Annotated in this window: 23 protein-coding genes and 1 tRNA gene; 8 read left to right on the top strand and 16 right to left on the bottom strand. The window is 63.2% G+C overall.

What is annotated here, in order from left to right; translation table 11 throughout:
* The 6 genes from EN786_RS13865 to EN786_RS13840 form a co-directional block, all read right to left on the bottom strand.
* Entirely contained in the window at positions 1-930 is a 930-nt protein-coding gene (locus EN786_RS13865) for an electron transfer flavoprotein subunit alpha/FixB family protein (RefSeq protein WP_127284362.1), read from the bottom strand.
* A 23-nt stretch (positions 931-953) separates the two neighbouring features.
* Positions 954-1703, bottom strand: coding sequence for an electron transfer flavoprotein subunit beta/FixA family protein (locus tag EN786_RS13860; RefSeq protein WP_127284363.1), 750 nt, complete (start codon positions 1701-1703; stop codon positions 954-956).
* Positions 1704-1875: 172 nt separating this feature from the next.
* Positions 1876-2685: a rhomboid family intramembrane serine protease gene (locus tag EN786_RS13855; RefSeq protein ID WP_127284364.1), complete on the bottom strand. Its 810-nt coding sequence runs from the start codon at positions 2683-2685 to the stop codon at positions 1876-1878.
* Between the two features lie 31 nt (positions 2686-2716).
* Positions 2717-3298, bottom strand: coding sequence for a cob(I)yrinic acid a,c-diamide adenosyltransferase (locus EN786_RS13850; protein ID WP_127284365.1), 582 nt, complete (start codon positions 3296-3298; stop codon positions 2717-2719).
* 130 nt (positions 3299-3428) lie between these two features.
* A complete protein-coding gene (locus EN786_RS13845; protein WP_126058117.1) occupies positions 3429-3620 on the bottom strand; it encodes a twin transmembrane helix small protein in 192 nt (63 codons plus the stop codon).
* Between the two features lie 23 nt (positions 3621-3643).
* Positions 3644-4477: an SDR family oxidoreductase gene (locus EN786_RS13840; RefSeq protein ID WP_127284366.1), complete on the bottom strand. Its 834-nt coding sequence runs from the start codon at positions 4475-4477 to the stop codon at positions 3644-3646.
* An 83-nt stretch (positions 4478-4560) separates the two neighbouring features.
* On the opposite strand from EN786_RS13840, the gene EN786_RS13835 reads away from it, so the two are divergent.
* Positions 4561-5412, top strand: coding sequence for a YihY/virulence factor BrkB family protein (locus tag EN786_RS13835; RefSeq protein ID WP_127284367.1), 852 nt, complete (start codon positions 4561-4563; stop codon positions 5410-5412).
* Here EN786_RS13835 and EN786_RS13830 read toward each other — a convergent pair.
* The gene (locus tag EN786_RS13830) at positions 5382-6299 is read right to left on the bottom strand and encodes a DMT family transporter (RefSeq protein ID WP_127284368.1); all 918 of its coding nucleotides are present in this window, start codon (positions 6297-6299) and stop codon (positions 5382-5384) included. The genes EN786_RS13835 and EN786_RS13830 overlap by 31 nt on opposite strands.
* A 159-nt stretch (positions 6300-6458) precedes the next feature.
* Here EN786_RS13830 and EN786_RS13825 point away from each other — a divergent pair, with 159 nt between their 5' ends.
* Positions 6459-6773 (top strand): hypothetical protein, encoded by a 315-nt coding sequence (locus EN786_RS13825; protein WP_245478406.1) that lies wholly within the window; start codon positions 6459-6461, stop codon positions 6771-6773.
* Between the two features lie 140 nt (positions 6774-6913).
* Here EN786_RS13825 and gluQRS read toward each other — a convergent pair whose 3' ends face one another.
* The gene (gluQRS, locus tag EN786_RS13820) at positions 6914-7789 is read right to left on the bottom strand and encodes a tRNA glutamyl-Q(34) synthetase GluQRS (protein ID WP_127284369.1); all 876 of its coding nucleotides are present in this window, start codon (positions 7787-7789) and stop codon (positions 6914-6916) included.
* A gap of 97 nt (positions 7790-7886) precedes the next feature.
* On the opposite strand from gluQRS, the gene EN786_RS13815 reads away from it, so the two are divergent.
* Together EN786_RS13815 and EN786_RS13810 are read left to right on the top strand one after the other, a co-directional pair.
* Positions 7887-8528: a DNA-3-methyladenine glycosylase gene (locus EN786_RS13815; RefSeq protein WP_127284370.1), complete on the top strand. Its 642-nt coding sequence runs from the start codon at positions 7887-7889 to the stop codon at positions 8526-8528.
* A gap of 216 nt (positions 8529-8744) precedes the next feature.
* The gene (locus tag EN786_RS13810; protein WP_010911702.1) at positions 8745-9302 is read left to right on the top strand and encodes an HNH endonuclease; all 558 of its coding nucleotides are present in this window, start codon (positions 8745-8747) and stop codon (positions 9300-9302) included.
* Positions 9303-9458: 156 nt separating this feature from the next.
* Here EN786_RS13810 and EN786_RS13805 read toward each other — a convergent pair whose 3' ends face one another.
* Both EN786_RS13805 and EN786_RS13795 read right to left on the bottom strand, forming a co-directional pair.
* Positions 9459-9977, bottom strand: a complete 519-nt coding sequence (locus tag EN786_RS13805; protein ID WP_127284371.1) for a disulfide bond formation protein B — start codon at positions 9975-9977, stop codon at positions 9459-9461.
* A gap of 198 nt (positions 9978-10175) precedes the next feature.
* The gene (locus EN786_RS13795; RefSeq protein WP_127284372.1) at positions 10176-10766 is read right to left on the bottom strand and encodes a YqaA family protein; all 591 of its coding nucleotides are present in this window, start codon (positions 10764-10766) and stop codon (positions 10176-10178) included.
* Between the two features lie 230 nt (positions 10767-10996).
* Between EN786_RS13795 and EN786_RS13790 the strand changes: the two genes are divergently transcribed.
* Positions 10997-11081, top strand: a tRNA-Leu gene (locus EN786_RS13790).
* 278 nt (positions 11082-11359) lie between these two features.
* Positions 11360-11944 carry a sulfocyanin-like copper-binding protein gene (locus tag EN786_RS13785; protein WP_127284373.1) on the top strand — a complete coding sequence of 195 codons (585 nt, stop codon included), beginning with the start codon at positions 11360-11362 and terminating at the stop codon, positions 11942-11944.
* Positions 11945-12468: 524 nt separating this feature from the next.
* Here the strand turns inward: EN786_RS13785 and EN786_RS13780 are convergent.
* The 6 genes from EN786_RS13780 to EN786_RS13755 all read right to left on the bottom strand — a co-directional run bounded on the left by EN786_RS13780 (position 12469) and on the right by EN786_RS13755 (position 21223).
* Complete coding sequence (locus EN786_RS13780) at positions 12469-13788, bottom strand: HlyD family type I secretion periplasmic adaptor subunit (RefSeq protein ID WP_127284374.1); 1320 nt, start codon at positions 13786-13788, stop codon at positions 12469-12471.
* A 2-nt stretch (positions 13789-13790) separates the two neighbouring features.
* Positions 13791-15572 carry a type I secretion system permease/ATPase gene (locus tag EN786_RS13775; protein ID WP_127311496.1) on the bottom strand — a complete coding sequence of 594 codons (1782 nt, stop codon included), beginning with the start codon at positions 15570-15572 and terminating at the stop codon, positions 13791-13793.
* A gap of 13 nt (positions 15573-15585) precedes the next feature.
* On the bottom strand, positions 15586-17010 hold the full coding sequence (locus EN786_RS13770) for a family 16 glycosylhydrolase (protein WP_127311495.1): 1425 nt from the start codon (positions 17008-17010) through the stop codon (positions 15586-15588).
* A gap of 306 nt (positions 17011-17316) precedes the next feature.
* On the bottom strand, positions 17317-18468 hold the full coding sequence (locus tag EN786_RS13765) for a YncE family protein (protein ID WP_135908604.1): 1152 nt from the start codon (positions 18466-18468) through the stop codon (positions 17317-17319).
* Between the two features lie 71 nt (positions 18469-18539).
* Positions 18540-19820 carry a GNAT family N-acetyltransferase gene (locus EN786_RS13760; protein ID WP_127309177.1) on the bottom strand — a complete coding sequence of 427 codons (1281 nt, stop codon included), beginning with the start codon at positions 19818-19820 and terminating at the stop codon, positions 18540-18542.
* Entirely contained in the window at positions 19820-21223 is a 1404-nt protein-coding gene (locus tag EN786_RS13755) for a lipopolysaccharide biosynthesis protein (protein WP_127309176.1), read from the bottom strand. Before EN786_RS13755 ends, EN786_RS13760 begins: the two co-directional genes overlap by 1 nt.
* 300 nt (positions 21224-21523) lie before the next feature.
* On the opposite strand from EN786_RS13755, the gene EN786_RS38570 reads away from it, so the two are divergent.
* On the top strand, positions 21524-23428 hold the full coding sequence (locus EN786_RS38570) for an N-6 DNA methylase (RefSeq protein ID WP_245478142.1): 1905 nt from the start codon (positions 21524-21526) through the stop codon (positions 23426-23428).
* Between the two features lie 6 nt (positions 23429-23434).
* Positions 23435-24646, top strand: a complete 1212-nt coding sequence (locus EN786_RS38565) for a type ISP restriction/modification enzyme (RefSeq protein WP_245478141.1) — start codon at positions 23435-23437, stop codon at positions 24644-24646.
* Position 24647: the final 1 nt, after the last annotated feature.

The following is a 24647-nucleotide window of genomic DNA, read 5'->3' as shown; positions in this document are numbered from 1 at the left end:
TCAAAGCGCCTTTTGCAGTTCCGGCAGGATGACGAAGAGATCGCCGACGAGGCCGTAGTCGGCGACCTGGAAGATCGGCGCCTCCTCGTCCTTGTTGATGGCGACGATGACCTTGGAATCCTTCATGCCGGCGAGGTGCTGGATGGCGCCGGAAATGCCGACGGCGATGTAGAGGTCGGGAGCGACCACCTTGCCGGTCTGGCCGACCTGCCAGTCATTCGGCGCGTAGCCGGCATCGACCGCGGCTCGGGAAGCGCCAACCGCGGCGCCGAGCTTGTCGGCGACCGGCAGGATGACCTCCTGGAACTTTTCCGAGGAACCAAGCGCGCGGCCGCCCGAGATGATGATCTTGGCCGAGGTCAGCTCCGGACGGTCGGTCTCGGAAAGCTTGTTCTCGACGAAGGAGGACAGACCCGGATTGGCCGCAGCGCTGACCGTCTCGACCGAAGCCGAGCCGCCCTCGGGCGCCGCCTGGAAGGAGGCGGTGCGCACCGTGATGACCTTCTTGGCGTCGGTTGCCTGCACCGTCTGGATGGCGTTGCCAGCATAGATCGGACGCTTGAAGGTGTCGGGCGAGACGACTTCGATGATCTCGGACACCTGCGCGACGTCGAGCAGGGCGGCGACGCGCGGCGCGACGTTCTTGCCCGCCGAGGTCGCCGGCGCAATGATCGTGTCATAGGAACCGGCGAGCGAAACCACGAGCGCGGCGAGCGGCTCGGCAAGGCGCTCGGACAGTTCGTCGGCCTCGGCGAGCAGCACCTTGCCGACGCCCTTGAGCTTGGCGGCGGCGTCGGCGGCAGCCTTGGCGCCCTTGCCGGCAACCAGCACATGCACGTCCGAACCGATCTGCAGCGCCGCCGACAGCGCCTTGGCGGTCTGGTCGGAAAGGCTGGCGTTGTCGTGTTCTGCGATTAGGAGAATAGCCATTTTCGTGTTCCTTTCCCGATCGCTTACAGCACGCCGGCTTCGTTCTTGAGCTTCTCGACCAGCTCGGCGACGCTCTTGACCTTGACGCCCGCCTTGCGGCCGCCGGGTTCCTCGGTCTTGATCACCTTGAGGCGCGGCTTGACGTCGGCGCCGTAATCGGCCGGGCTCTTCTCGTCGAGCGGCTTCTTCTTGGCCTTCATGATGTTGGGCAGCGAGGCGTAGCGCGGCTGGTTCAGGCGAAGGTCGGCGGTGACGATCGCCGGCATCCTCAGCTCCACCGTCTGCAGGCCGCCATCGACCTCGCGCGTCACCTTGGCATGATCGCCGGCGAGCTCGACCTTGGAGGCGAAAGTGCCCTGAGCCCAGCCGAGCAGGGCCGCCAGCATCTGGCCGGTCTGGTTGCTATCGTCGTCGATCGCCTGCTTGCCGAGGATGACGAGGCCGGGCTGCTCGGCGTCGACCACGCCCTTCAGCACCTTGGCGACGCCGAGCGGCTCGGTTTGCTCTTCGGTCTTGACCAGGATGGCGCGGTCGGCGCCCATGGCCAGCGCGGTGCGCAGCGTTTCCTGCGCCTGCTGCGGGCCGATCGAGACGACGATGATCTCTTCCGCCTTGCCGCCTTCCTTCAGCCGGATCGCCTCCTCGACCGCGATCTCGTCGAACGGGTTCATCGCCATCTTCACATTGGCAAGCTCGACCGCCGAACCGTCCGACTTCACCCGGACCTTCACGTTGGCATCCACAACCCGCTTCACGGGCACAAGGATCTTCATTTTCCTGTCACCTCTTTCAAGATTTTGGGCGCGCTATAGCAGCGCGCGCCGGGTCAGAGTTGTCGAAAGCCGACATTCCAGACGGAATTCTGGACTTCATCCGCCGTTGCGGTGGCGTTTCCGTAGTGGCGGGAATCGGGCGCGTCAATATCCGCGACGCACTCAAATCGGTTCAGTCCTGGCTTGAAGCGGCTCCTCGACCCCACTGTGGCGCGGGCTGCGCCGGAGCTGGAGCGCTGGCGGCTGGTTCGGTCGGGACGGGCGCCTGCTCGACGTCTGGCGCAGGTTCGGGTTCCCCATCCGCGCCGGCGAGCAGCGGCACGCCGCGGTTGCGCAGGACGAGCACCAGAACGGAGCCGGCGATGATGCCGCCGATGTGGCAGGCCCAGGAAACCTGGTCCTCGCCGCCGGCGGCGAACATGACGATCTGGAAGACGATCCACAGGATCAGCGGGATAAAGGCCGGGATGCGCAAGGGAATGCGGGCGAAGGCGAGCACCCAGACCTTCACCCTTGGGTAGAGGATCAGATAGGCGGCGACGACGCCGGCAATGGCGCCGGAGGCGCCGATCAGCGGCACCTGCGAATCCCAGGCCACCAACCCTTGGAAGAAGGCGCCGGCAATGGCGCAGGCGAGGTAGAAGATCAAATAGCGGATATGGCCGAGGGCGTCCTCGACATTGTCGCCGAACACCCACAGGAACAGCATGTTGCCGCCGAGGTGGAAGATATCGGCGTGCAGGAAGGAATAGGTCAGGTAGCTCAGGCTCTCCGGGATGACGACGAATTCGGGCGAAAGCTCGACCCTGTCATGGACGACGGAGGGGATGAAACCGAGGCCGAGCACCGCGGCATTGGTGAAATCCTCGCCGCCGAGCGTGGTGGCGAAATAGACGAGCACGTTGGCGACGATCAGGCCGATCGTCACATATTGCAGGTGGATGTGACGCAGCCTGTTGGTGTCGTATAGCGGGATGAACATGAGACCCTGGCCCTTCCGCTTCCACGTGGAGTCAGCGGTTCTTGCCCGGAACCCATAACACGTCGGCCTTTCCATTGTCATTGACCGCACGGGCGGCGACGAACAGAAAGTCGGAGACGCGGTTGATGTACTTGATCGCCTCGCGGTTGACCGGCTCGCCGGGGTCCTGCGCCAGCGCCACCATGATCCGCTCGGCCCGCCGCGCCACCGTGCGGGCAAGGTGAAGTGCGGCCGCCGCCGGCGTGCCGCCGTTCAGCACGAAGGATTTGAGCGGCTGCAGCTCCTTGTTGAGGAGGTCGATGTCCTTCTCGACGCGATCGGTCTGCGAGGCGACGATACGCAACGGCTCATAGCCGAGCGGCTTGCCGTCATCCGGCACGGCGAGATCGGCGCCGAGATCGAAAAGGTCGTTCTGGATACGCGACAGCATGGCGTCGATCGAGGGATGGCCGTCAACGGTGTGGATGCGGGCCATGCCGATGCAGGCATTGGCCTCGTCGACCGTGCCGTAGGCGTCGATGCGCAGGTCGGATTTCAGCCGCCGCTCGCCGGTGCCGAGGCCGGTGGTGCCGTCATCGCCGGTGCGGGTGTAGATCTTGTTGAGCTTGACCAAGCGCTGCCCTCCCGAGAGCAATTCCAGGAAAAGTGCGTAGCGGTTTTCCGTCCGGAATTGCGTCAAAACAAATAGATAGAGCGGGTCAGCGATTCTATGAAAAGCTGAACCGCTCGATCGACCGATACCCTCACTTGCGGGTGAAATACACCGCCAGCATGATCAGCACCAAGGCGATGAACTGCAACAGCACGCGCGCTTGCATCAGCTTGTTCGAGGTCATGCTGGAGCCGCCGCGCAACATGTTGATCAGGCCGCGGATCAGCACGAACACCACGGCGAGCATGACGAGGACGGCGAGGATATTGAAGACGGTTGCCATAGTCTGTTTCCAATCAGTTCCGTTCAGGCCCGTTTGGCAAGCAGGCGATAGAGCATCGACGCCGGCAATATGCGTTTGAGGACCACGCCGATCCTTGCCGGCACCGTTACCACATAGTGTGGGCGCGGGCGCCGCGACAGAAGCGCATGGCGCAAGGCGGTGTGAACCACTTCTGGCCCGGGTTTCAGCCGCGAGACGCTGCCGCCGGCCCTCAGCCTCGCCAGCTGCGCCTCATAGGCGGCGCGATGGACGGAGTGCTCGTGGTCGATGTTCTTCAGGAACCAGAACAGCCCGTTAGAGGCGATCTTCGACGTCACCGGACCCGGCTCGATCAGCGAGACATGGATGCCGCTACCCTCAAGCTCCTGGTGCAGGCACAGCATCAGGCCCTCCAGCGCATGCTTTGAGGCCGAATAGGCGCCGCGAAAGCGGACCGGCGTCAGCCCGAGGATGGAAGAGCAATGGACGAGCCGGCCATGGCCCTGGCGGCGCATCACCGGTACGATGCGGCGGGTGAGGTCGTGCCAGCCGAAGAGATTGGCCTCGAACTGCTCCTTCAGCGCTGAAACCGGCAGGTCCTCGACGGCGCCCGGCTGCGCGTGGGCGCCGTTGTTGAACAACGCGTCTAGCCCTCCGCCGGTGCGCTCCAACACCGAGGCGACCAGCGCCTCGATCGAGGCCGGCTCGCGATAGTCGAGATAGAAGGTCTCGATGCCGTCGGCCTCGAGCGCGGCGATGTCGGCCGGCTTGCGCGCCGTCGCGAACACCCGCCAGCCTTCCGCCTTCAGCGCTCGCGCGCAATGGGCGCCGATGCCGGAAGAGGCGCCGGTGACGATGATGGTGCGCGGCGCGTTCACGGCGTGGTTTGACCTAGGGTTGCCATTTGCCGCATTCACTTCCCATATTCGCGGCGTCGAGACAATCGAAGGGAACGCGGTACGTGTTGCGGAAGATCGTCGCCCTGCGCCGCGTGCTCTATGACGCGATCGGTCATTTCAACACCGATGACGGCTGGGCGATGGCCAGCCATCTGGCGATTACCTCGCTGATGGCGCTGTTTCCGTTCCTGATCTTCGCCACGACCCTGGCGAGCTTCCTCGGGGCGCAGGCCTTCGCCGACACCGCCGTGCACCTCGTCTTCGACACCTGGCCGGAGCAAATCGCCAAGCCGATCGCGCGCGAGGTGCTGAACGTGCTCACCGTCCGGCGCACCGACCTTTTGACCTACGGCGTGCTGCTTGCCGCCTATTTCGCCTCGAACGGCATTGAGGCGCTGCGCACCTCGCTCAACCGCGCCTATCGCGTGTCGGAAACGCGCGGCATCATCTATCGTCGCGTGCAGAGCATCATCTTCGTGCTGATCGCCACCGCCTGCTTCCTGGCGATCAGCGTGCTCCTGGTGTTCGCGCCGCTTTTGGCGCGGCTGGCCGAGGCCCATCTCGATTGGATCAGGCCCTATATGGGCACGATCACGCTATGGCGTTACGTCATCGCCTCGACGGTCATCGTCATCGGCCTGTTCTCGGTGCATTTCTGGCTGCCGGCGGGCAAGCGCCGCCTGCTTTCGATCGTGCCGGGCATCATCTTCACGCTCGCGGCATGGCTGATCGGCTCGACGATCTTCGCCACCTATCTCGACCATTTCTCGTCCTATGTGACGACCTATGCCGGCCTTGCCTCGATCATGATCGCGGTGGTCTTCCTCTACATCGTCTCGGCGATCTTCATCCTCGGCGGCGAACTCAATGCCGCGATCAGCCGCTATCTCGAGGCGCGCGCCCGCGTCAGCTGAGCCTGTTCCGGATCATGTCCTGGCCGCCGCGCGGTCGCCAGGCCGACGCCGAGCGTGGCGATCGCCATGCCGACGATCTGCAGCAGATTGAGATGCTCGCCGAACAGCGCCCAGGCGATGACCGCGGTGACCGCCGGGACCAGGTAGAACAGCGAGGCGACCTTCGACATCTCGCCGTCGCGGATCATTACCATCAACAGGAAGATGGCGCCGATCGAGAGCACCAGCACCAGCCAGGCCATGGCGAAGATCAGCTCGCCGTTGATGGTGACGGTGCGCGTCTCGAGGGCGAGCGAGGCGAGCGCCATCAGCGCGGCGCCGCCGACATACTGCCACATCGTCGCCGTCACCAGATCGCCGCCGGAGGCGAAGCGTTTCTGCCAGACGGTGCCGGCGCTCATGGCCAGCACCGAGATCAGTGAGGCGGTCAGCGTGGCGGCGGTGACGCCGCCGCCAACGGCTCCGAGCTTCGGCCACAGCACGATGACGACGCCGACGAGCCCGACGGCGAGGCCCGTCCAATGGCGCGGCAGGATCGCCTCGCCGAGGAACTTGCCGGCAAGCACCGCCGTAATCAGCGGCTGCAGGCCGACGATCAGCGCCGAAAAGCCGGCGGGCATGCCCCTGTGGATCGCCCAGAACACGGCGCCGAGATAGACGCCGTGCATCAGCACGCCGGCAAGCGCGGCATGGCAGGCCTCGGCTCGGCTCGCCCTCCTCGAGCCGAGCACGATCGTCAGAATTGCGAGCAGGATGGCGGCCAGGACGAAGCGCGCGGCGAGGAAGGTGAAGGGCTCGGCCCAGGGCATGGCATAGCGCGCGCCGATGAAGCCGGTCGCCCACAGGACGACGAAAGAGGCGGGTATGAACCGCTTGATGCTGTGCATGTTCGGGGAAGGGCCTGTTGCTTCGTGAAGAGGTGACTAGCGAGATTGCTCTAATGCCGTTCAATCCGGCAATCAAAACGAAACGATTGATCCATAAGCTCATCCGAATTCAACATAGGGCGCCACGGCAACCGACAAGTTGTCGATGGATCAAGGGGCATGGCGTTCAGCGCGCCATGGGCAGGCATGCTTTTGCATCTCGACACGAGCTGGCTGCTGATGACGGTTGCGACCGTCGCCGTCTTCGGCTTCTTCTTCGGCACCGCGCTTGACGCCATCATGCAGGACGACGGCTTCGGCTCGACCGGCAACACGCTGCTGTTCACGGCCGGCTTCTTCCTCGCGGTGATCGTCGCCAATGAACACGGCATCAGCCTCAGGGACCTCAAGATCGCGGTCGCCTGGGGCCTGGGCGGCGCCTTCACCTTCATCAGCGGCATGGCGCTGATAAAAGCCGGCCTGGCGCGCTGGTGATATTCAGGTGAGGCCGGCCTGCGAACGGCAGGCTCCTGTGCCTGTACGGCGCCGCGCGTCCTGCTGGACGCGCTAAGGACGCCGCACCACTTATGCTAGGCGGCCTGACCTGAATCTCAGCATACCCACCTCGAAGAATCCTAGAGACCGACCAGCCGCCGGACGTCGTCCGGCGACGCGCCGGCTTGCCTGAGCGCGGCGAGGCCGGTGTCGCCAAGGCTCTTCGACAGCTTGCGGCCGTCGGGGCCGAGCACCAGGCGATGGTGGAAATAGGCCGGCCGATCGAGGCCGAGCAGGTCCTGCAGCAGGCGCTGAACGCTGGTCGCTAGGAACAGGTCCTGGCCGCGCACCACATGGCTGATGCCTTGCAGCGCGTCGTCGACGATGACGGCGAGGTGGTAGCTGGTCGGGATGTCGCGTCGCGCCAGGATCACGTCGCCCCAGTCCCGCGGCCGCGCCTCGATGCGCCGCGTGGCCCCGAGCGTCTCATCGCTGAATTCGGTCCACGACAGGTCGCTCGAAACACGCGCCATCGCATTTTCGATATCCAGCCGCCAGGCGAAGGGAGCGTTCTCGGCGATCCGCCGCTTGCGTTCGCTGATCGGCAAGGCCTTGTCCATGGCGGGATAGAGCGGCACGCCATCGGGGTCGCGCGGCCAGTCGCGGCCGCGCTTGTCGCTGTCGGCGATATAGGCCCTGATCTCGCCACGGCTCATGAAGGCAGGGTAGACGAGCTCCTCCGCGACCAGCCGGTCGAGCACCGCCTGGTATTCGGCGAAATGGTCCGACTGGCGGCGCACGGGCCGCTCCCACTCCAGCCCCAGCCATTCCAGGTCGCGATAGATGCCGGCTTCGAATTTCGGCGTGCAGCGCGTCGTGTCGATGTCCTCGATGCGCAGCTGCAGGCGCCCACCCGCCGTCTCCGCCAGCCTCTGGTTGAGCAGCGCCGAATAGGCGTGGCCGAGATGCAGGTCGCCATTCGGGCTCGGCGCGAAGCGGAATGTCAGCAGCGTCATCTCTTTGGCGGCAATCGGGTTGTGCGGCGCTTTCGCCGGTTGCTACTTTGCACGGCCATCAATTGCCACTTCGTGCGCGTCCTGGAAACAAGCAAACATGCAACGTATCGCCAGCCTCGACGACATCGCGCAAGGACTGGACGCGCTCTGCCTGCTCGATCCGCGGCTGGAGAAGGTGCGCGGCATGGCGGGCGAGGTGCCGCTCAGGCTTTCCGAGCCGGGGTTCAGGAGCCTGGCCTCGATCATCGTCTCGCAGCAGGTGTCGCGCGCCAGCGCAGACGCGATCTTCGGCCGGCTGGTGCGGCTGCTTGATCCGCTGACGCCAGAGGCGGTGCTTGCCGCCGGCGAGGACATCTTTCGCGAGGCCGGGCTGTCGCGGCCGAAGCAGCGCGGCCTGATCGCTGTCGCCAGCGCTGTCGCCGAAGGTCTCGACCTCCATCATCTTTGCCGGCTCGATGCCAATGAGGCGATCACGGCGATGACGGCGGTGCCCGGCATCGGTCCGTGGACGGCGGAATGCTACCTGCTGTTCGCCGCCGGCCATCCCGACGTCTTCCCGGCGCGGGACGTCGCGCTGCAGAGCGCGGTCGGCCACGCGCTGGGCATCGACCCGCGTCCGCCGGAGAAAACGCTGATCCGCCTCGCCGAATCATGGAGCCCGTGGCGAGGTGTCGCGTCGCGGCTTTTCTGGGCCTACTACCGTGAGACGCGGGGCAGGGACGCCGCGCCACCGGCGTAAATCCGTAAAAAAGCCCTAAAATCATGCGTTTTTGACATTTCGGGCGCGCGACAATCCGCTTCACATCCCTGTCATGTCGGGCTTACAGTATCCGCGCCGATCGGTTACGGCGCCGCGCATCCGGTTGGATGCGAAAAAGACGCCGTAAGACTTTTGAAGTTGCGCATGATCCTTTCGATTTTCGGGGTCATGCGCGGAGCCAAGGAGGTCAACGACGTGACGGTTGCCGTATCTCCGGATGGGCTTCCAGCACTGGTGCTGAACGCGGACTACCGTCCGCTCAGCTATTACCCGCTGTCGCTCTGGTCATGGCAGGATGCCATCAAGGCGGTGTTCCTCGACCGGGTGAACATCGTCGCCGAGTACGAGCATGCCGTCTCCTCTCCGACCTTCTCGATGAAGCTGCCCAGTGTCGTCAGCCTGAAGGCCTATGTGAAGCCGTCGAGGCATCCGGCCTTCACCCGCTTCAACGTCTTCCTGCGCGACCGTTTCCAGTGCCAGTATTGCGGCACGCCTGACGACCTGACCTTCGATCATGTCATCCCGCGCCATCGCGGCGGCGCCACGACCTGGGAGAATGTCGTTGCCGCCTGCTCGCCCTGCAACCTCAGGAAGGGCGGCATGATGCCGGCGCATGCCAAGATGTGGCCGCTGCAAAAGCCCTATCAGCCGACGGTGCACGACCTGCACAACAACGGCCGCCTGTTCCCACCCAACCATCTGCATGAAAGCTGGATGGATTATCTCTACTGGGATGTCGAACTGGAGCCTTAGAGTTCGGCACAAATCCGCGAGCCCGGCCGTCTGCCGCAGCTTTCTGCGCTTCCGGTGCTCACGTACTTAAGTACGCTCCGCTCCGGTTCTCGAAAGCCGCACCAGCCAATCCGGGCTGGCGAATTTCTGGACGAACTCCGTGTTGCGCTCTTCAATTCAATCCCGCGCGAACGCGCTGCGAAAGGCGACAGCGGCGAGGATGAAGCTGGCGATGGCGTTCCAGCCGGCCAGCGACAGGCCGAGGATGCGCAGCGCCGCCTTGTCGCAGGAGGGCGGTACGAACTTGTCGAGCGCGTCGAGCACGCCCTTGCCGCCGGTGTCGACCGGGCCGGCGCCGGCGGTGCAGTCTGCCGGGCCCTGCCACCAGGCCCATTCGACGCCGGAGTGATAGACGCCGAGATAGAGGCCGTAGAGCATCAGCAGGCCGCCGAGGCCAAGCAGGCCGCGCGTCAGCCACGCCGGCGCCTTGAGCAGCGAGGCGATCACCGCCAGCAGCATCAACGGCGCGCCGATGTAGTAGGGGGTGCGCTGCTCCAGGCAGAGATGGCAAGGGATGTAGCCGCCAATGTACTGGAAGGCGAGCGCCGAGCCGACGGTGGCGGCCATGGCGACGGCGAGAAACAGCGCCGCGCGCGTCCGCTGGCGTCCGGTGTCGGCATTCATGATCGCTGTCATCGAAGGTGGTCCGTTGGCTTGGTCGCTAGAGCATGATGCCGAAAAGTGTGAAGCGCTTTTCGGGCGACATCATGCTCTATCTCTTTGCTTAGGGCCGGATTCAGATTTCAGGTCGATTCGACCTGAAATCATCCGGCTCCAGATTGTTTTGACGCAATTCCGGACGAAAAGCCGCTACGCACTTTTCCTGGAATTGCGCTAGGCGTGGGCGTATCTGACGAGGATATAGAGCAAAATAAGGGCAGCGGCGCCGGCGCCGACGATCATGCCGAGGCGCTTCTCGATGAACTCCTTGATCGGTTCGCCATAGCGGCGCAGCAGCCAGGCCAAGAGCAGGAAGCGGGCGCCGCGCGCGACGATGGCAAGGCCGATGAAAAGCAGCAGATTGACGCCGATGACGCCGGACAGGATCGTCACCACCTTGATCGGCGGCAAATGCGCGGCGCCCGAGGTGATCAGCATCAGGATGATGAAGCCGATGCCGGAAGAAGTCCGCAATGCCTCGAACTCGTCGTACTTGCCGTAGAATTCGAGGATCGGCTTGGCCACCGCCTCGTAGGCGTAGTGGCCGATGAACCAGCCGAAAATGCCGCCCAGCACCGAGGCGACGGTGGCGATCAAGGCATAGCGGTAGGCGCGCTCCGGCTTCGACAGCGCCATCGGCAGATAGAGCACGTCGGCCGGCACCAGGAAGACGGAACTCTCGACGAAGGCGATGAAGGCCAGCCACCATTCGGCCGATTTGCGCGCCGCCAGCGAGAGCGTCCAGTCGTAAAGTCCGCGAAGCATCGGCTCTCCTGTGATTTCGCCGCCCTTCAGGCTCTGCGCCCAGCATGTCGGGCGACATGCATCGGCGCGCCGCTTGTCTAGAAAGATTTTCCGCGCCGCACAATGGCAGCACCTTCACGAAACCGAAAGGTGAAGTTTGGTCGCGGGCAAGATGCGGATCGGGAAACTCGCCAGTTGACGAACAGGCCCGCAACCGTATAGTCCGCGCCCATCCAGGCCGCCCGGCCTGAGCCCCTATGGCGGAATTGGTAGACGCGCTCGACTCAAAATCGAGTTCCGCAAGGAGTGCTGGTTCGATCCCGGCTAGGGGCACCATTGACCGCCAGTCGTTGCAAGACCTTCAAGGACCTGGACTCCCGAGAGGTGCATAGCGAGGTCGAGCAGACCCCGCGGGAGATGTTCCAAGAACCGCACCTGAACGCCCGAGCTTGATCATAGTTGACCGGCTCCGGCGAGGACGGCTTTGTTCCGCTGCAGCAGGCGCGGTTTGCTGGTGGGGTTCTTGTTGTGATGGTATTCTGGTCCTCAAGGGATAGGCCCGGTCGACCGCGATTGTGGTCAACTCGGGCACCACGCTTGGGAGGAACCTCGCGATGGCGCGTTTTGCCCACCTTGCCCTCGTCTTCGCCTTGGGATTGTCGCCTGGAATTGCACTGGCTGGGGAGCCTTTCGTCCCAAGCTGGATCAAAAACGATCCCGCGGCCAAGAAGGTGGCCATCGAGATCGTAGCCGACTGGAACCAGATCGAGCGGTACCGCAGGGACAACATCCGGACCGACATCATCGACTTCAACGGCTACTGGGGCGGCAATCTCACGATCATCGTGCCGGAAGACTGGTCGGTGCAGATCGATTTCATCAATGGCTCCTCGAATTTCTGGCACGGCCTGATGGTGACCAGGGTCTATGCCCAGTCGGAGATGCCAGTGAAGTTGAAGGCCGAGGATGCGATCTGGGGAGCGTACACCACCCCGCTGGAGGGGATCAAAGTCAATGAGAAGCGACAGCTCAACTTTGTTGCGCAGCAGACAGGCAGCTATTTCCTCGCCTGTCCGAGACAGACACACCTGATGGACGGACACTGGATCGGTTTCGAGGTGAGAAGCGAACTCGAGCGGGCCGCGGCAATCGTTCATGAAGACCAATTTCCGCAGGAGCAGCCCCCGGGACGTCCATAGATCCGCGCGAGCAGGCCTGAGCCATGACGCCGTCATGGATTCGCCGCAGCCTGACCGGGCACCGTTGACGGCGGTTTGAGCAGCGGGGACCGGGTGGGGGGCTTGGGGTTGGTCCCCGCTGCCTTGAGCTGCCTTCGCGGGTGGCAGCACAACCAAATGGCGACTGAGCAATGACAGGACCCTGACAGGCGAGCCTTGGGGGCCTGTCAGTCTTACGACGGCTGATGCCGCCCGGGGCCAGCCGGGCGGATGTCTCAAGGTGCGGCCGGGGACGGAGCTTCAAAACGTTGCGACTTCCGTAACCCCAACCGCACACCTGGCCTGACGTACGTGCCCACCCGGTGACGGGTGCCCACCCAATGACCCCAGCGTCAAGCGACAGGTCATTTGTAGCCGATATGGACCGCCGCCAAATCGCCCGCTTGAGCTAGCGCGGATAGACAATTCGGGTCAGCGGGCCTCAGCGCGGTAAAAAGAGGGGGCCGGAATGTCCCGGTGCGGGCAAGACCTGCGGCCGGCAAAACCTACCGCTCCGTGAAAGCACGCGCGAAGGAATCGAGCATTGGCCGGGCGAGATACTCGAAGAAGGTCCGGTCGCCGGTGTTGATGAACGCCTCGACCGGCGTTCCCGGATAAAGCTGTTCCGCTTTCACCCCGGGCGGCAGCTGGTCGGCAATCTTCAGCCTGGCGCGGAAATAGGGCTCGTGCGTCGCCTGGTCGATCAGCCGATCGGCGGAAATCTGCGTCACGGTGGCCGAGACCTCCGGCGTCAGCCGCGTGTTCAAGGCCGCCAACCGGAGCTTCGCCGGCTGACCGACACGCACCTCGTCGATGTCCTTCGGCCGCAGCTTGGCATCGACGATGAGACCCGACGCGGTGGGCAGGATCTCCATGATCTTTTCGCCGGGGGCGATCACGCTGCCCGTGGAATTATAGGTCGACGACACCACGATGCCCGCTGCCGGCGCCTTGATCGTCGTGCGCTGAAGCACCGCCTCGGCGGCGCGCATCTGTTCCTCGATGTCGGCCAGATTGGTGCGAACCTCGTCCAGCTTGGTGAGGGCCTCCTCGACGCGCTGCGTCGTCGCCCGCTCGATCTGCTGCTCGGCTTCGACGATCTGCGTGTTGGCCGCGGCGAGATTGGCTTCCAGCGCTCCGGCCTGGCCGACGAGATCGGCCTGCGAGCGCAGAAGCTGCGAATACTCGGTGCGATTGGTGAGGCCCTGGTCCAGCAGGCTGGTCTTGATGCCAAGCTCCTTCTTCACCACCTCGGCCTGTTGTTGAACGGCCTGCTTTTGGGCGTTCAAGCCAATGACGGACTGGCGATGCATGGCGACACGCTGGGCGAGGATCGCTTGTTCCGAGCGGAAGCGGGCGAGCCTGGCGGCGAATTCCTTCCGCTGTTCCCGCACCAGATTTTCGAAATCCTGCTGGAACGGTGCCGGCGCGGCGCCGGAGATCGGCGCCAGCCCGTCCAGTCCGTCGCGCTCGGCCTCCAGCCGTGCAGCACTCGCCCTGAGCGCGATCGACTGTCTCGTCAGCCGGTTGAGGTCGGCCTGCGCTGCCGTTCGATCAAGCAGGATCAGCGGCTCACCCTGCTCAACGCGGTCGCCTTCATGGACCAGCAACTGATTGATGATGCCGCCCTCGGAATGCTGGATGAGGATGTTGCCGCCGGTCGCCGCGATCGTGCCCTGCGTGATCACCGCGCCGGAGAGCGGCGCGCTCACGGCCCAATAGCCAAAGCAGCCGGCCAGCAGCGCTGTCGCCGCGTAGCCGGTCAAGGCCACGCGCCGGAAGTCGGTGCGGGGCTGCGTTTCGAGGGTGAGGCGCCCGGCGGCCATGGCTAGGACCCGAAGCGGATGCTATGCGGACGGATCGTCGGCGCGAAGGATCCGGTCACCACCGTGTTCGGCTGCGCGGCCGGCCCCTTGCCGGTCACCGGCTGCCGCAGCACCTCGCCGCTCGGACCGAAAGCCTCGATCACGCCGCCGCGCAAAAGCATCACGCGGTCGCAGGCCGCGGCGATCGAAGGACGATGCGTGATCACGATCGTCGTCACGCCGGCCGCCCGCGCTGCGGCAAGCACCGCCTCGAGCGCCATCTCGCCGCCGCCGTCGAGATGGGTGCTGGGCTCGTCGAGCACGAGGATGCGCGGATTGCCGTAGAAGGCGCGCGCCAGGCCGATCCGCTGGCGCTCGCCGCCCGACAGTGTCCTGTCCGATGGACCGACCGCGGTCTGGTAGCCGTCGCGCAGCGCCAGGATAAGCTCATGCGCCCCGGCGCGCCCTGCCGCCTCGATGATCGCCGGGTCGGCCGCTTCAGCGTCGAAACGGGCGACATTGTCTCCGATCGATCCGGGAAAGAGCTCCACCTCTTGCGCCAGATAGCCGATGTGCTTGCCGAGCTGGTTTTCGTCCCAGGTCCTGAGGTCGGCGCCGTCGATCCGCACCGAGCCGCCGGTCGGCTGGGCGGCACCGACAAGCAATCGCGCCAGCGTGGATTTGCCGGCGCCGCTCGGGCCGACGATGGCCACCGCTTCGCCGGCGGCGATCTGGAAGTTCAGCCGCTTGAGGATGGGCTCCGCGCCCAGCGGGGTATTCGGCGCGATGAAGAAAATATCCTGCGCGGAGATCGCGCCGGAGGGATCGGGCAGGGTGAGCTTGCGCGCTTTCGCCGGATGCGCCGCAAGCGCGGTCGCCAGCCGCTTCCACGCCCGCCTGGCGTCGACGATCTGCCGCCAGGATCCGATCAACTGGTCGAGCGGCTGCAGCGCGCGCGACGACACCAGCGAGGAGGCGAAGATCATGCCGGCCGTCATCTGTCCCTGCAGCACCAGCCAGGCGCCGGCGCCGAGGATCGCCAGCTGCAGCACCATGCGCAGCGCCCGCGACGCGCCGCTGAAAATCGCGTTGGCGCTCGAGGAGCGGTCATGCAGGACGAGCGCTTCCCCGACGTGCCGTCCCCAGACCCGGGCGGCGTTCTCGATCATGCCCATGGCGCGCAGCGTTTCGGCATTGCGCTCGAAGGCCTGCTCGGCCCGGCTGGCGAGCGCCGAGCGCTCGGCGGACAAGGCATCGTTCCTGCCGATGGCGAGCTGGTTCGCCACCACCAGGAGAAGCAAAAGCACGGCGCCGGCAAGCGTCAGCCAGAACAGCACCGGATGGATGAGATAGAGCAGAGCGAGGAAGGCGGGCGCGAAGGGAAGGTCGAACAGCACCGCCACGCCGCGCGACCTGATGAAGGCGCAGACCGAGGCAAGATCGCGCAGCGGCGACACGCCGCCTGCATATCTGGCGCCCAGCGAGGCGGCGAATGTGCTTGCGCCCAGCTTCCGGTCGACGGCGGCTGCAATGCGCTGCGAGTAGATGGCGCGGACGGCGTCCAGGAAGCCGAGGAAGGCGAGCGCGAGAACGGCGATCACCGACAGGTAGGCAAGCGTCTCGACGCTGGAGGAGGGCAGTACGCGGTCATAGACCTGAAGCAAATAGAGCGGAATGACCAACAGCAGGATGTTGATCAGCAGCGAGAACAGGCCGACATCGGCCACGGCGCGCACGAACACCGCACGAAGGCTCGAGCTTGCGGTCGCTCCTGCATCGTGCGATCGCTCACGATCCCGGGACATGGCGCCGGTCCGCCTAGACAGTGTGTTCGCCTGTCGTGCTCAGGTGGCTCTGCTGCAAATCGTCCAGCGTGTAGGCGCGGATATAGTCGATCTTCATTTCGGCCGGCGTGGCGAGATGGTCCGGCGGTGCGCCGGCCTGACCGCCGATCGCGAGATCGACCAGCATGTACATCGGCTTGTTCATGTCGGACGGCGTCGCCACCTCCGCCACCTGCACGCCGTCATAGGTCCACACCAGCTTGTCCGGGGTCCACAACAGGCCGTAGGTGTGGAAGCCGTCGGTGTCGGATACATTTACCGTCGACCCGACCTTGGTGTGGGTCCCCGTCTGATTCGTGTGCGCAGTCATCAGCAGCGAATTCGGGTTCTGGCCGTACATTTCCACCACGTCCAGCTCCGGCGGCCACGAGCCGTCTTCCGGCAGCAGCCAGAAGGCCGGCCAGGCGCCGGTGTTTTCCGGCAGGTCGGCCCGCATTTCGAAATAGCCATAGGTCTGCGAGAAGGTGTCGTGCGTCGTCAGGATGCCGGAGGTGTATTCATAGTTGTTGATCAGCGGCTTGATGTCGGCCGGCGCCTGCGCGGCGGTGATCGTCAGCACGCCGTTGTTGATGCTGAACGGATGGACCGAGCTCGTCGGGGCGTAGTCGGCGTCGATGTACCATTGCAGCTCGTTGTTCTGGGTGAGCGTGCTGCCGTTCGGCTGCCCCCACCAGAAATTGGTATCCCAAGTGCCGCCTTGGCTGTTGTGAAGGCTGAGCGTGTTGAAATTGTCGGAGAAGGACAAGGTCATGCCGGACTTGTCGATCGGCAGATCGAACTGGCCAGCCGACAGCTTGTCGACGGTGGTGTTGTTGAACACCAGCACCTCATCCGATCCAAGGTTGAGCAGGAGGTTCGGCCCCGACTGGATCATGTGCGCCTTGACGTCGTCGAACGACATGAAGTCGTAGCCGTTGAGGCGGACGGTGTCGTCGGCGCCGAAATCGGTGATCAGGTCGCTGCCATTGCCCTTGGTGATGATGAACGTGTCGGCGCCGCCGCCGCCGATCAGGACATCGTTGCCCTTGCCGCCGTCAAACGTCTGGCTGCTGGTGCCGCCCTTGATGATATTGTCGAGCGAATTTCCGAAGGCATATTTGTTGGCGCCGGTGACGACCAGGTTCTCGAAATTGTCGGGGAGCTTGTAGCTCATCCAGGTGTCGATCGTGTCGATGCCCTGCCCGGGCAGCTCGACGGCCCGGTTGATCGTTGAATAGAGGTGGTAATAGTCGTCGCCAGCACCGCCATACATAGTGACGTTGACGCTGGTGTCGCCCCAGAACGAATCGTTGCCGGACGTGCCGCGCAGCTCCGGTCCGGCTCCGGTTGCGGAGTACCAATGGGTGGAAGCGCCGGTGTAGGGAAGGGGAATGCCTTTGGCGTTGACGACACTGGTCATCGGACGATCCTTCCTCGGAATGCCGGCCTGTTCGAGCCGCTCGATGGGAGTTCAAGCGACCGCTTACGGACCAACGTTGTAGTTCAAATTATCGTTCCAAGGAATGACCATATAGTACAGGGAAATTGTCATTTCCGCCGATTAATCTTTCGGTCGAAGAGAATGAGGAACCGCTAATACAATTAAAGCGTGAAGCCGGGGCAATTTTACTCAATATTTCCGGAATTCTGCCGAATCATTAGGCAGATCGCTGCGTAAGAATGCATTTGTCTTGACGCGGTCACCGCTCCTCAAAAGGGCAATGGCCTACCGCATGTTCCCCGTGTGCCCTTGCGAGTACCGTCCTGGCTGCGGCCACACCGTCAGGCCGTGGGGCTCCGCTCCGACCGGGATCCTGGTGACCGCGCCCGACGTAGTGTCGAACATGTAAACCTCGCTGTCGAAGCGGCCGGACAGCCATAGCTGCCTGCCGTCGGCGCTGACATTGCCCATGTCGGGGCTGCCGCCGCCCGGGACGGGCCACTGGGCGACGACCGAGCGGGTCGCGAAGTCGATCACCGTCACGCTGCCGGGACCCTTGGCACGGCCTTGCTCCATCTTGTGCGAGCCGCGATTCGAGACGTAAAGCCGCTTGCCGTCGCGGCTGACGACAAAGCCATGCGTGCCGATGCCGGTGGCGATGAAGCCGATTTCCTTGAAGCTGTCGCCGTCGACCAGGAAGACGCCGTCATTCATCATGTCGGCGACGTAGAAGACCTTGCCGTCGGGCGAGAGCCTTATGTCCTGCGGCATGCCCATCCTGGAGAGGTCGAGCCGGCCAAGCACCTTCTGGTTCTTCAAGTCGACCTTGAGCAGCCCGCCGTCGCCGTATTCGCAGGTGAATATGGCGTAGGAGCCGTCGACCGAGAAATCGGCGTGATTGATGCCGGCGCAGTCGGGCGTGGCGATGACCGACTTCAGCGCCATGGTCTGCGGGTCGCGCAGGTCGAGCTGCCGCAAGGCCTCGTCGACGATGATGGCCGAACTGCCGTCGGGCATGAAGTACATGTTGTAGGGATCGTCGACGGGGATCTGCTGGCCGGGCTTGCCGGTCTTCGGATCGACCGGCGTCAGGCTGCCGTTCTTGCCGGTGCCGTTGTTGGCCACCCATAGCGTCGTCAGATCCCAGGACGGGACGACATGCTGCGGCTTGCTGCCGACGCCGAACCTATCCACCACCTTCAGGGTCACCGTGTCGATCACCGAGACGCTGTTCGACGACCGGTTCGGCACATAGACGCGCGGCAACGCACCCGCAGTTGCGGGACTGAGGTCGCCGGCGGCGGTATGGCTGTAGATGTCGACGGGCGGCGGCTCGCTGCAGTCCTCGGGACAGGAGCCGGCGAAAACCTTCGTCGGCAGCAGGGCAAGCAGGAGAACCGGCGCGAGGCCGGCATGACGCAGGAAGGCTCGTATCATCTGGAATGCTTTATCGTGGAGGCCGGCCCGATTTGGCCGCCGGCAGCCATAAACCGTGCGCCGGCGTTCATCTAGCGCCTTTTCAACAGGCTGCGCATGCGGTTGCGCAGGATGCGCGCCATGTTGCGGGTCTCGCGGTAGAGATGGAGTTGCGAGGCAGCCTGGCGGGCGAGGCGGTCGGCGTCGGGCGACAGCCCGAGCACCAGCGTGCCCATCGGCTTGCGCTCCACCCACAGCCGGCTCATCACCGGATGGTCGGGCACGGCGCAGGAATCGGTGACCACGATGTTGGGGTCGTCGAGATTCTGCCTGGTCACCTCGATCATCAGCAGCGTGCCCGGCGAATAGGCCGACAGGGTCTCGTCATAGGCGGTCTTCCAGGTGTAGGCGACACCGCCCTCGACGAAGACGATCAGGCAAGCGATGGTGCGGCCGTCGAGCGTCAGCGAATGGATGCGGCAGAGATCTTGCTCGGCCAGCCGGTGCACGGCCTCGCGGGCGAAGGCGGCGCGGTAGCGGTCAATCGCCATAGCGGTGCGCTCGCGGCCCTTCCAGCCGGCCGCCTCCAGCGTCAGGAAGGCCTCGATGGCATGGCGGATATCCTCCGGACCGCGCGCGACCAGATGTTCGAGCTGGCCGAGGTCGGCAAGGCGGCGCTTCAATCGGCGGAATTCGCGGTAATGGTGCGAGCGCAGCGACGCCTTGAGGTAATCCTCGGCGTCAGCCTCGCTTTCCAGCACCGGACGGTCCATCTTGCCGGTGGTGACCATGGTCAGGCCGCGCGTGTCGGCGAAGGTGGTCAACAGGCTCGCCACCGGTCCGTCCAGCCGGATGTCGGGCAGCACGAAAACCTTCGGCATCTTGAGGTGCGGCCTGGACAGCATCGAGACGAAATCCTCAATGACGCCGACCGGATCGTCGCGGTCGACCAGCGGCGTGCCGAGCGGGCCGAACGGGCTCGACCAGGTGCGCATGACGGGGACGCCGAGCGGGATCGCCGGCCGCTCGACCGAGAACGGCACCAGCAGGCGCAGCCGGTTGCGGTATTCGTCGCCGTCGCGGATCACCGCCAGTTTGACCTCGCGGTCCTCGAGCCTCGGCATGGCCGGTGCCAGGAAGCGCGGGTTGAAGAAGACGTTGGGCTCGATGGTGCGGGTGCAGAGATAGTCGAGTTCCTCGACCAGGTCGAAGCCGGCGGAAGCCGGATAGATGGCAAGCTTGCGCTCCGGCCGGTTGTTGGCAAGGATCTCGATATGGGCGGGGTCGGCGTCGCGCGCCAGGCCGGCAAGGCCTTGCACCATGGCGCCGGCCGGACCGCCGCTGGTTTCCTCGAGCAACGGGATGGCGGCCATCAGGCGGTCCCTTTCCTGGCGGTCGCAAAGATCAACATGACGATGCCGAGCTTGCGCCAGACGGTGAAGGAGAGCGCGCTTGCCTCGAAGACCATGGCGAGGCTGGTGGCGATCGCCGCGCCCCACAGGTGGAAGAACGGGATCAAGAGCACGTTGAGGCCGATGTTGAAGGCAAGCGTCATGGCGTAGACGCCGGCGCAGATATTCTGGTTGCCGCTCATGGTGAGCAGGCTCTCGCAGGGGCCGACGGCGGCGCGCGCCACGACGCCGAAGACGAGCAGGAACAAGAGCGGATAGCCGGCGGTGAATTCGGGGCCGAACAGCACAAGCATCGGCTGCCCCAGCGCCAGCACCAGCAGCGCCATCAAGAGCGAGGGCCAAAAGGTCCACGACACCGTCTCGCGGGCGAAGGCGGCAAGCCGCTCCGGCTCGCCATGGGTGAACTGGGCGTAGCGCTGGGCGACGCCGGCCTTGACGGCGAAATAGACGAAATGCACCAGCGCAAGGGTCTTCACGGTGGCGAAATAGACGGCGACGTCATCGGGATCGAGATAGGCGCCGACCATCAGCACGTCGGCATTGGTGAGCAGGAAGAAGAAGCTCTCGACCAGGAAGATCGGCAGCGAGACCATGAACCATTGCGCGAAATGCACCTTCATCGGGCCGGCCGCCAGCTTGCGGTCGATGCGCGCTGTGACGCCCATGAACTGGCCGAGCGTGGTGGCGTAGGTAGCGGCGATCGAGGCGAAGATCGCGGTCCTCGCATCGGGCGCATAGCCCGCCGCCAGCATCAGCGCCATGAACACCAGGATCAGCACCGGCCGCACCAGATAGGTCGGCGACAGCGCGAACAGTGCCCATGAATTCGCCCGCGCCAGCCCTTGCAGGAGATCGCCCAGCGCGATCATCGGCAGACAGATGACGCCGAGGATGAACGGCACGACATAGTAGTTCTCGATCCAGGGCGAGAACAGCCAGACGCCGAGCGCGCCGAGGCCGGCGATGGCCGTCGAGGCGACCAGCACGAACAGCCGGCTCGCCATCACGATGCCGCGCAGTTCGGCGAGCAGGCCGCGCTCGCGATATTCGGGGATGAAGCGGATGACGGAGGTGTGGAAGCCGAGGCAGGCGAGGTTGCCGACGATCACCATCGTCACCCAGACCAGCACGAAGATGCCGTATTCGAAGGAGCCCATCCAGCGCGCCATCAGCACCTGGCTGACGAAGGCGATAACGGCGCTGATGATGCGGATGGTGAAGGCGATGAGCGACATGCGGCCGGCCTCGCCGCGCTCGTCGGCGGTGAACAGCACGGCATCGATGCGGCCAAGCAACGGGCTCACGCGCAGCGCCAAGCGCTGCGGCAAAAACCGCCCGGCAGTCGTCGCCGCGGAAAAGCGCACCCCGATTATTCTCCGTTTTCCGCCTCGTTTCCTGCGTTTCGGTCTAGCGAAAACACATTAAGAAACGGTTGGGTGAGAAGCCTTCCTTCTCCCGTCACTATACGGGGAGAAGGTGCCGGCAGGCGGATGAGGGGCGGCGCGAGCTTCGCCTTGCGGGGCGGCATGACGAATGGCGAGCGAGGGCCGAGAAGTTGCCGGCACGACGTAGTCGCCGGCTGGCAGGCCAGTCGCTATCGTACCCTCCGAACGACCTTTGACAACCAATAAAGTTTGGTTCTAATGCCGTGGCGCGGAGGGGGCATGAGTCAGCTTTTAATTCAGGAATATCTCAACGAAATTGACAGGCTGCGGAAGTTCTCCGGGTCCTTCACCGAGGGCGTCATCTCGGAAGCGTTCAAGGATCTGCTGAAAGCGTGGTCGCGGCAAAATAACCTGCATTTCATTAGCCAATACGAATTTCTATCGCCTCAGAAAAATCGCATCCGTCCTGACGGGACGATCCTGCATGACCTGCGTGTGCCCCTTGGCTACTGGGAAGCTAAGGACACGGCAGATGATCTCGACGAGGAAATTCGCAAGAAACTGGCCAAGGGCTATCCGCAAGACAATATCATTTTCGAGAATTCTGACACGGCAGTTCTGATCCAGAATCGGCAGGAAATTTTTCGCTGCTCGATGACGGACACCGAAAAGCTGCTGAAGCTGGTATCGCTGTTCTTTAAATACGAACGGGAGGAAATCCGCGATTTCCGAAAAGCTGTTGAGCAGTTCAAGCACGATATTCCGGCGGTGCTGACCGCACTTCGTGAACGCATCGACGCGGCCTATGACAAGAATTTGGATTTCCGCGCGTCGGCGGACAAATTTCTGCAGCACGCCAGGGACACGATCAACCCTTCGGTCGGCGAAGCCGATGTTCGGGAGATGCTTATTCAGCATGTATTGACCGAGGAAATCTTCGCCCACGTCTTCGACAACGGCGACTTTCATCGTGAGAACAACATTGCCAAAGAGCTTTATGCGCTGGAAGCGAAATTCTTCACCGGCCAGGTGAAACGCGAAACACTGAAGAGGTTGGAGACCTACTACGCGACTATCCGCGCCAATGCGGCGCTAATTTCCAGCCATCAGGAAAAACAGCAGTTCCTGAAGCTGATCTACGAGAATTTCTACAAGGTCTACGATAGGAAGAAGGCCGATCGGCTGGGCGTCGTCTACACGCCGAATGAGATCGTGAAATTCATCATCGAAGGCGCCGACTGGCTGACGCAGAAACATTTCGGCAGACAACTTATCGACGAGCATGTCGAGATTCTCGACCCGGCGACCGGCACCGGCACTTTCGTATGCGAGCTTTTGGAGCATTTCCGCGGACAACCGCGAAAGTTGGCGCACAAATACAAAAACGAATTGCATGCCAATGAGGTGGCGATCTTACCCTACTATGTGGCGAACCTGAACATTGAGGCGACCTATGCCGCGATCTCGGGCCAGTTCGCGGAGTTTCCCAACCTTTGTTTCGTCGATACGCTGGACAATGTAGCGGGGCTTGGGATCAAAGCGGGCTATCAGCACGACATGTTTGCCGGGCTGTCGGAAGAAAACGTCGAGCGCGTAAAGCGGCAGAACAAGCGGAAGATTTCGGTCATCATCGGCAACCCGCCGTATAATGCCAATCAGGCAAACGAGAACGACAACAACAAGAACCGTGAATATCCGCGCGTCGATCAACTCATCAAGTCGAGCTACATCCGGCTCTCCACCGCGCAGAAGACCAAGGTCTACGACATGTATGCCCGGTTCTTCCGCTGGGCGTCAGACCGCATGGCCGACGACGGCGTGCTGGCGTTCGTCACCAACCGAAGCTTCATAGAAAGTCGAACCTTTGACGGGTTCCGAAAGGCGGTGGCGCAAGAATTCAATGAAATCCACATCGTCGATCTTGGCGGAGATGTCCGTGCCAATCCCAAGCTCTCCGGCACAAAGAACAACGTTTTCGGCATCCAGACGGGTGTTGCGATCTCCTTCTTCGTCAAACGTCATAAGCAGAAGGGCTGCAAGATTTTCTACGCGCGTCGTCCGGAGTACGACACCGCTGAGGATAAGTTGAGCTTTCTGGCGAATGCCAAGGCGTCGACTATTTCCTATCAGCGTGTCGAGCCGGACAAGAATGCGAACTGGGTCAATCTTACCGAGAACGACTGAGGCGACATGATCCCGGTGGCTGGAAAATCTTTCAAGAAGAGTTCAAATCTTAGAAATGTCAAAGCCATATTTGGTGATTACTCGATGGGATATATTACGGCTCGCGATGGTTGGGTTGTAGGCGATAGCGAGAAGCAAATCGAAGTAAAAGTCCGATACTTGATCGATGCCGCGAACTTGACGACAGGCGTTGCTCCTATGGCCAATTCCGGCGCAAGTCGAACCACGACCATCAAGTGGTCTCGTTCACTTCTCCGGTCAATCGCTTCCGGAAACAAGTTAGAATATGAGCCAGCCTCATATCGGGAAACGTTGTATCGACCATTCAGCAAGAAACTCGTCTATTTTGGGAGTTCTCTTGTCGAAATGCCGAACAAGATGCCGGCGTTTTTCAAACACGGCCGGAATCAGTCGATATTTTTCAATGACCCTGGAGCCCGGGCTCCATTTAGTCCGCTCGCAACTGATGTTCCCGCCGAGTTTCATCTTGCCGCGAGCTCCGATGGGTTCCAATGCCTCCCCCGCTACCGATACACGTCGTCAGGTGAACGCGTCGACAACATCACCGACTGGGCGCTGAAGGAGTTTCAGAAGGCTTATGGCAGAGACGGGCAGGGCACCCCGACTTCCCCGTTGGAAAAGGAGAGTGACGGCTCGCGGAAGGCGGTTCTGGCACTGACCAAGGACGACATCTTTCGTTATGTCTACGGTGTGCTGCACGACCCTGTGTATCGCGAGAACTACGCGCTGAATTTGAAGCGGGAGTTTCCTCGCATTCCGTTCTATCCCGACTTCTGGCGCTGGGCGGAATGGGGGAAGCGGCTTATGGACCTGCATATCGGGTACGAGACGGTCGAACCGTGGCCGCTGGAGCGACTGGACACTCCAGACGAGAAGGCGCGAGCGGCGGACCTTGCGCCCAAGGCGCTGCTTAAAGCCGATCACGACAACGGCATCATACGAGTCGACACCGAAACGCATCTTTCTGGCATCCCGAAGGAGGCGTGGGACTACCGACTTGGCAATCGCTCAAGCCTCGATTGGATTCTCGATCAGTACAAGGAAAAGACACCGAAAGACCCGACGATCCGGGAAAAGTTCAACACCTTTCGTTTCGCCGACCACAAGGAGAACGTCGTCGATCTCTTAGCCAAGGTGACGCGCGTGAGCGTAGAGACGGTGGCAATCACCGAAGCGATGAAGGGGGCGAGGCGATAGA

The sequence above is a fragment of the Mesorhizobium sp. M4B.F.Ca.ET.143.01.1.1 genome (assembly GCF_004792275.1).
Classification (GTDB): Bacteria; Pseudomonadota; Alphaproteobacteria; order Rhizobiales; family Rhizobiaceae; genus Mesorhizobium; species Mesorhizobium abyssinicae.
The sequence above is the reverse complement of the archived record's forward strand: the minus strand, read 5'-3'. Positions and strand labels throughout refer to the sequence as shown.

Coding starts and splice junctions, on each gene's coding strand:
- EN786_RS13760 (WP_127309177.1), bottom strand. CDS start 19,820: ATGGCCGCCATCCCGTTGCTCGAGGAAACCAGCGGCGGTCCGGCCGGC.
- EN786_RS13765 (WP_135908604.1), bottom strand. CDS start 18,468: ATGATACGAGCCTTCCTGCGTCATGCCGGCCTCGCGCCGGTTCTCCTG.
- EN786_RS13770 (WP_127311495.1), bottom strand. CDS start 17,010: ATGACCAGTGTCGTCAACGCCAAAGGCATTCCCCTTCCCTACACCGGC.
- gluQRS (WP_127284369.1), bottom strand. CDS start 7,789: ATGACGCTGCTGACATTCCGCTTCGCGCCGAGCCCGAATGGCGACCTG.
- EN786_RS13860 (WP_127284363.1), bottom strand. CDS start 1,703: ATGAAGATCCTTGTGCCCGTGAAGCGGGTTGTGGATGCCAACGTGAAG.
- EN786_RS13815 (WP_127284370.1), top strand. CDS start 7,887: ATGCAACGTATCGCCAGCCTCGACGACATCGCGCAAGGACTGGACGCG.
- EN786_RS13830 (WP_127284368.1), bottom strand. CDS start 6,299: ATGCACAGCATCAAGCGGTTCATACCCGCCTCTTTCGTCGTCCTGTGG.
- EN786_RS38565 (WP_245478141.1), top strand. CDS start 23,435: ATGATCCCGGTGGCTGGAAAATCTTTCAAGAAGAGTTCAAATCTTAGA.
- EN786_RS13825 (WP_245478406.1), top strand. CDS start 6,459: ATGGCGTTCAGCGCGCCATGGGCAGGCATGCTTTTGCATCTCGACACG.
- EN786_RS13795 (WP_127284372.1), bottom strand. CDS start 10,766: ATGCTTCGCGGACTTTACGACTGGACGCTCTCGCTGGCGGCGCGCAAA.
- EN786_RS38570 (WP_245478142.1), top strand. CDS start 21,524: ATGAGTCAGCTTTTAATTCAGGAATATCTCAACGAAATTGACAGGCTG.
- EN786_RS13865 (WP_127284362.1), bottom strand. CDS start 930: ATGGCTATTCTCCTAATCGCAGAACACGACAACGCCAGCCTTTCCGAC.
- EN786_RS13775 (WP_127311496.1), bottom strand. CDS start 15,572: ATGTCCCGGGATCGTGAGCGATCGCACGATGCAGGAGCGACCGCAAGC.
- EN786_RS13805 (WP_127284371.1), bottom strand. CDS start 9,977: ATGACAGCGATCATGAATGCCGACACCGGACGCCAGCGGACGCGCGCG.
- EN786_RS13845 (WP_126058117.1), bottom strand. CDS start 3,620: ATGGCAACCGTCTTCAATATCCTCGCCGTCCTCGTCATGCTCGCCGTG.
- EN786_RS13780 (WP_127284374.1), bottom strand. CDS start 13,788: ATGGCCGCCGGGCGCCTCACCCTCGAAACGCAGCCCCGCACCGACTTC.
- EN786_RS13785 (WP_127284373.1), top strand. CDS start 11,360: ATGGCGCGTTTTGCCCACCTTGCCCTCGTCTTCGCCTTGGGATTGTCG.
- EN786_RS13855 (WP_127284364.1), bottom strand. CDS start 2,685: ATGTTCATCCCGCTATACGACACCAACAGGCTGCGTCACATCCACCTG.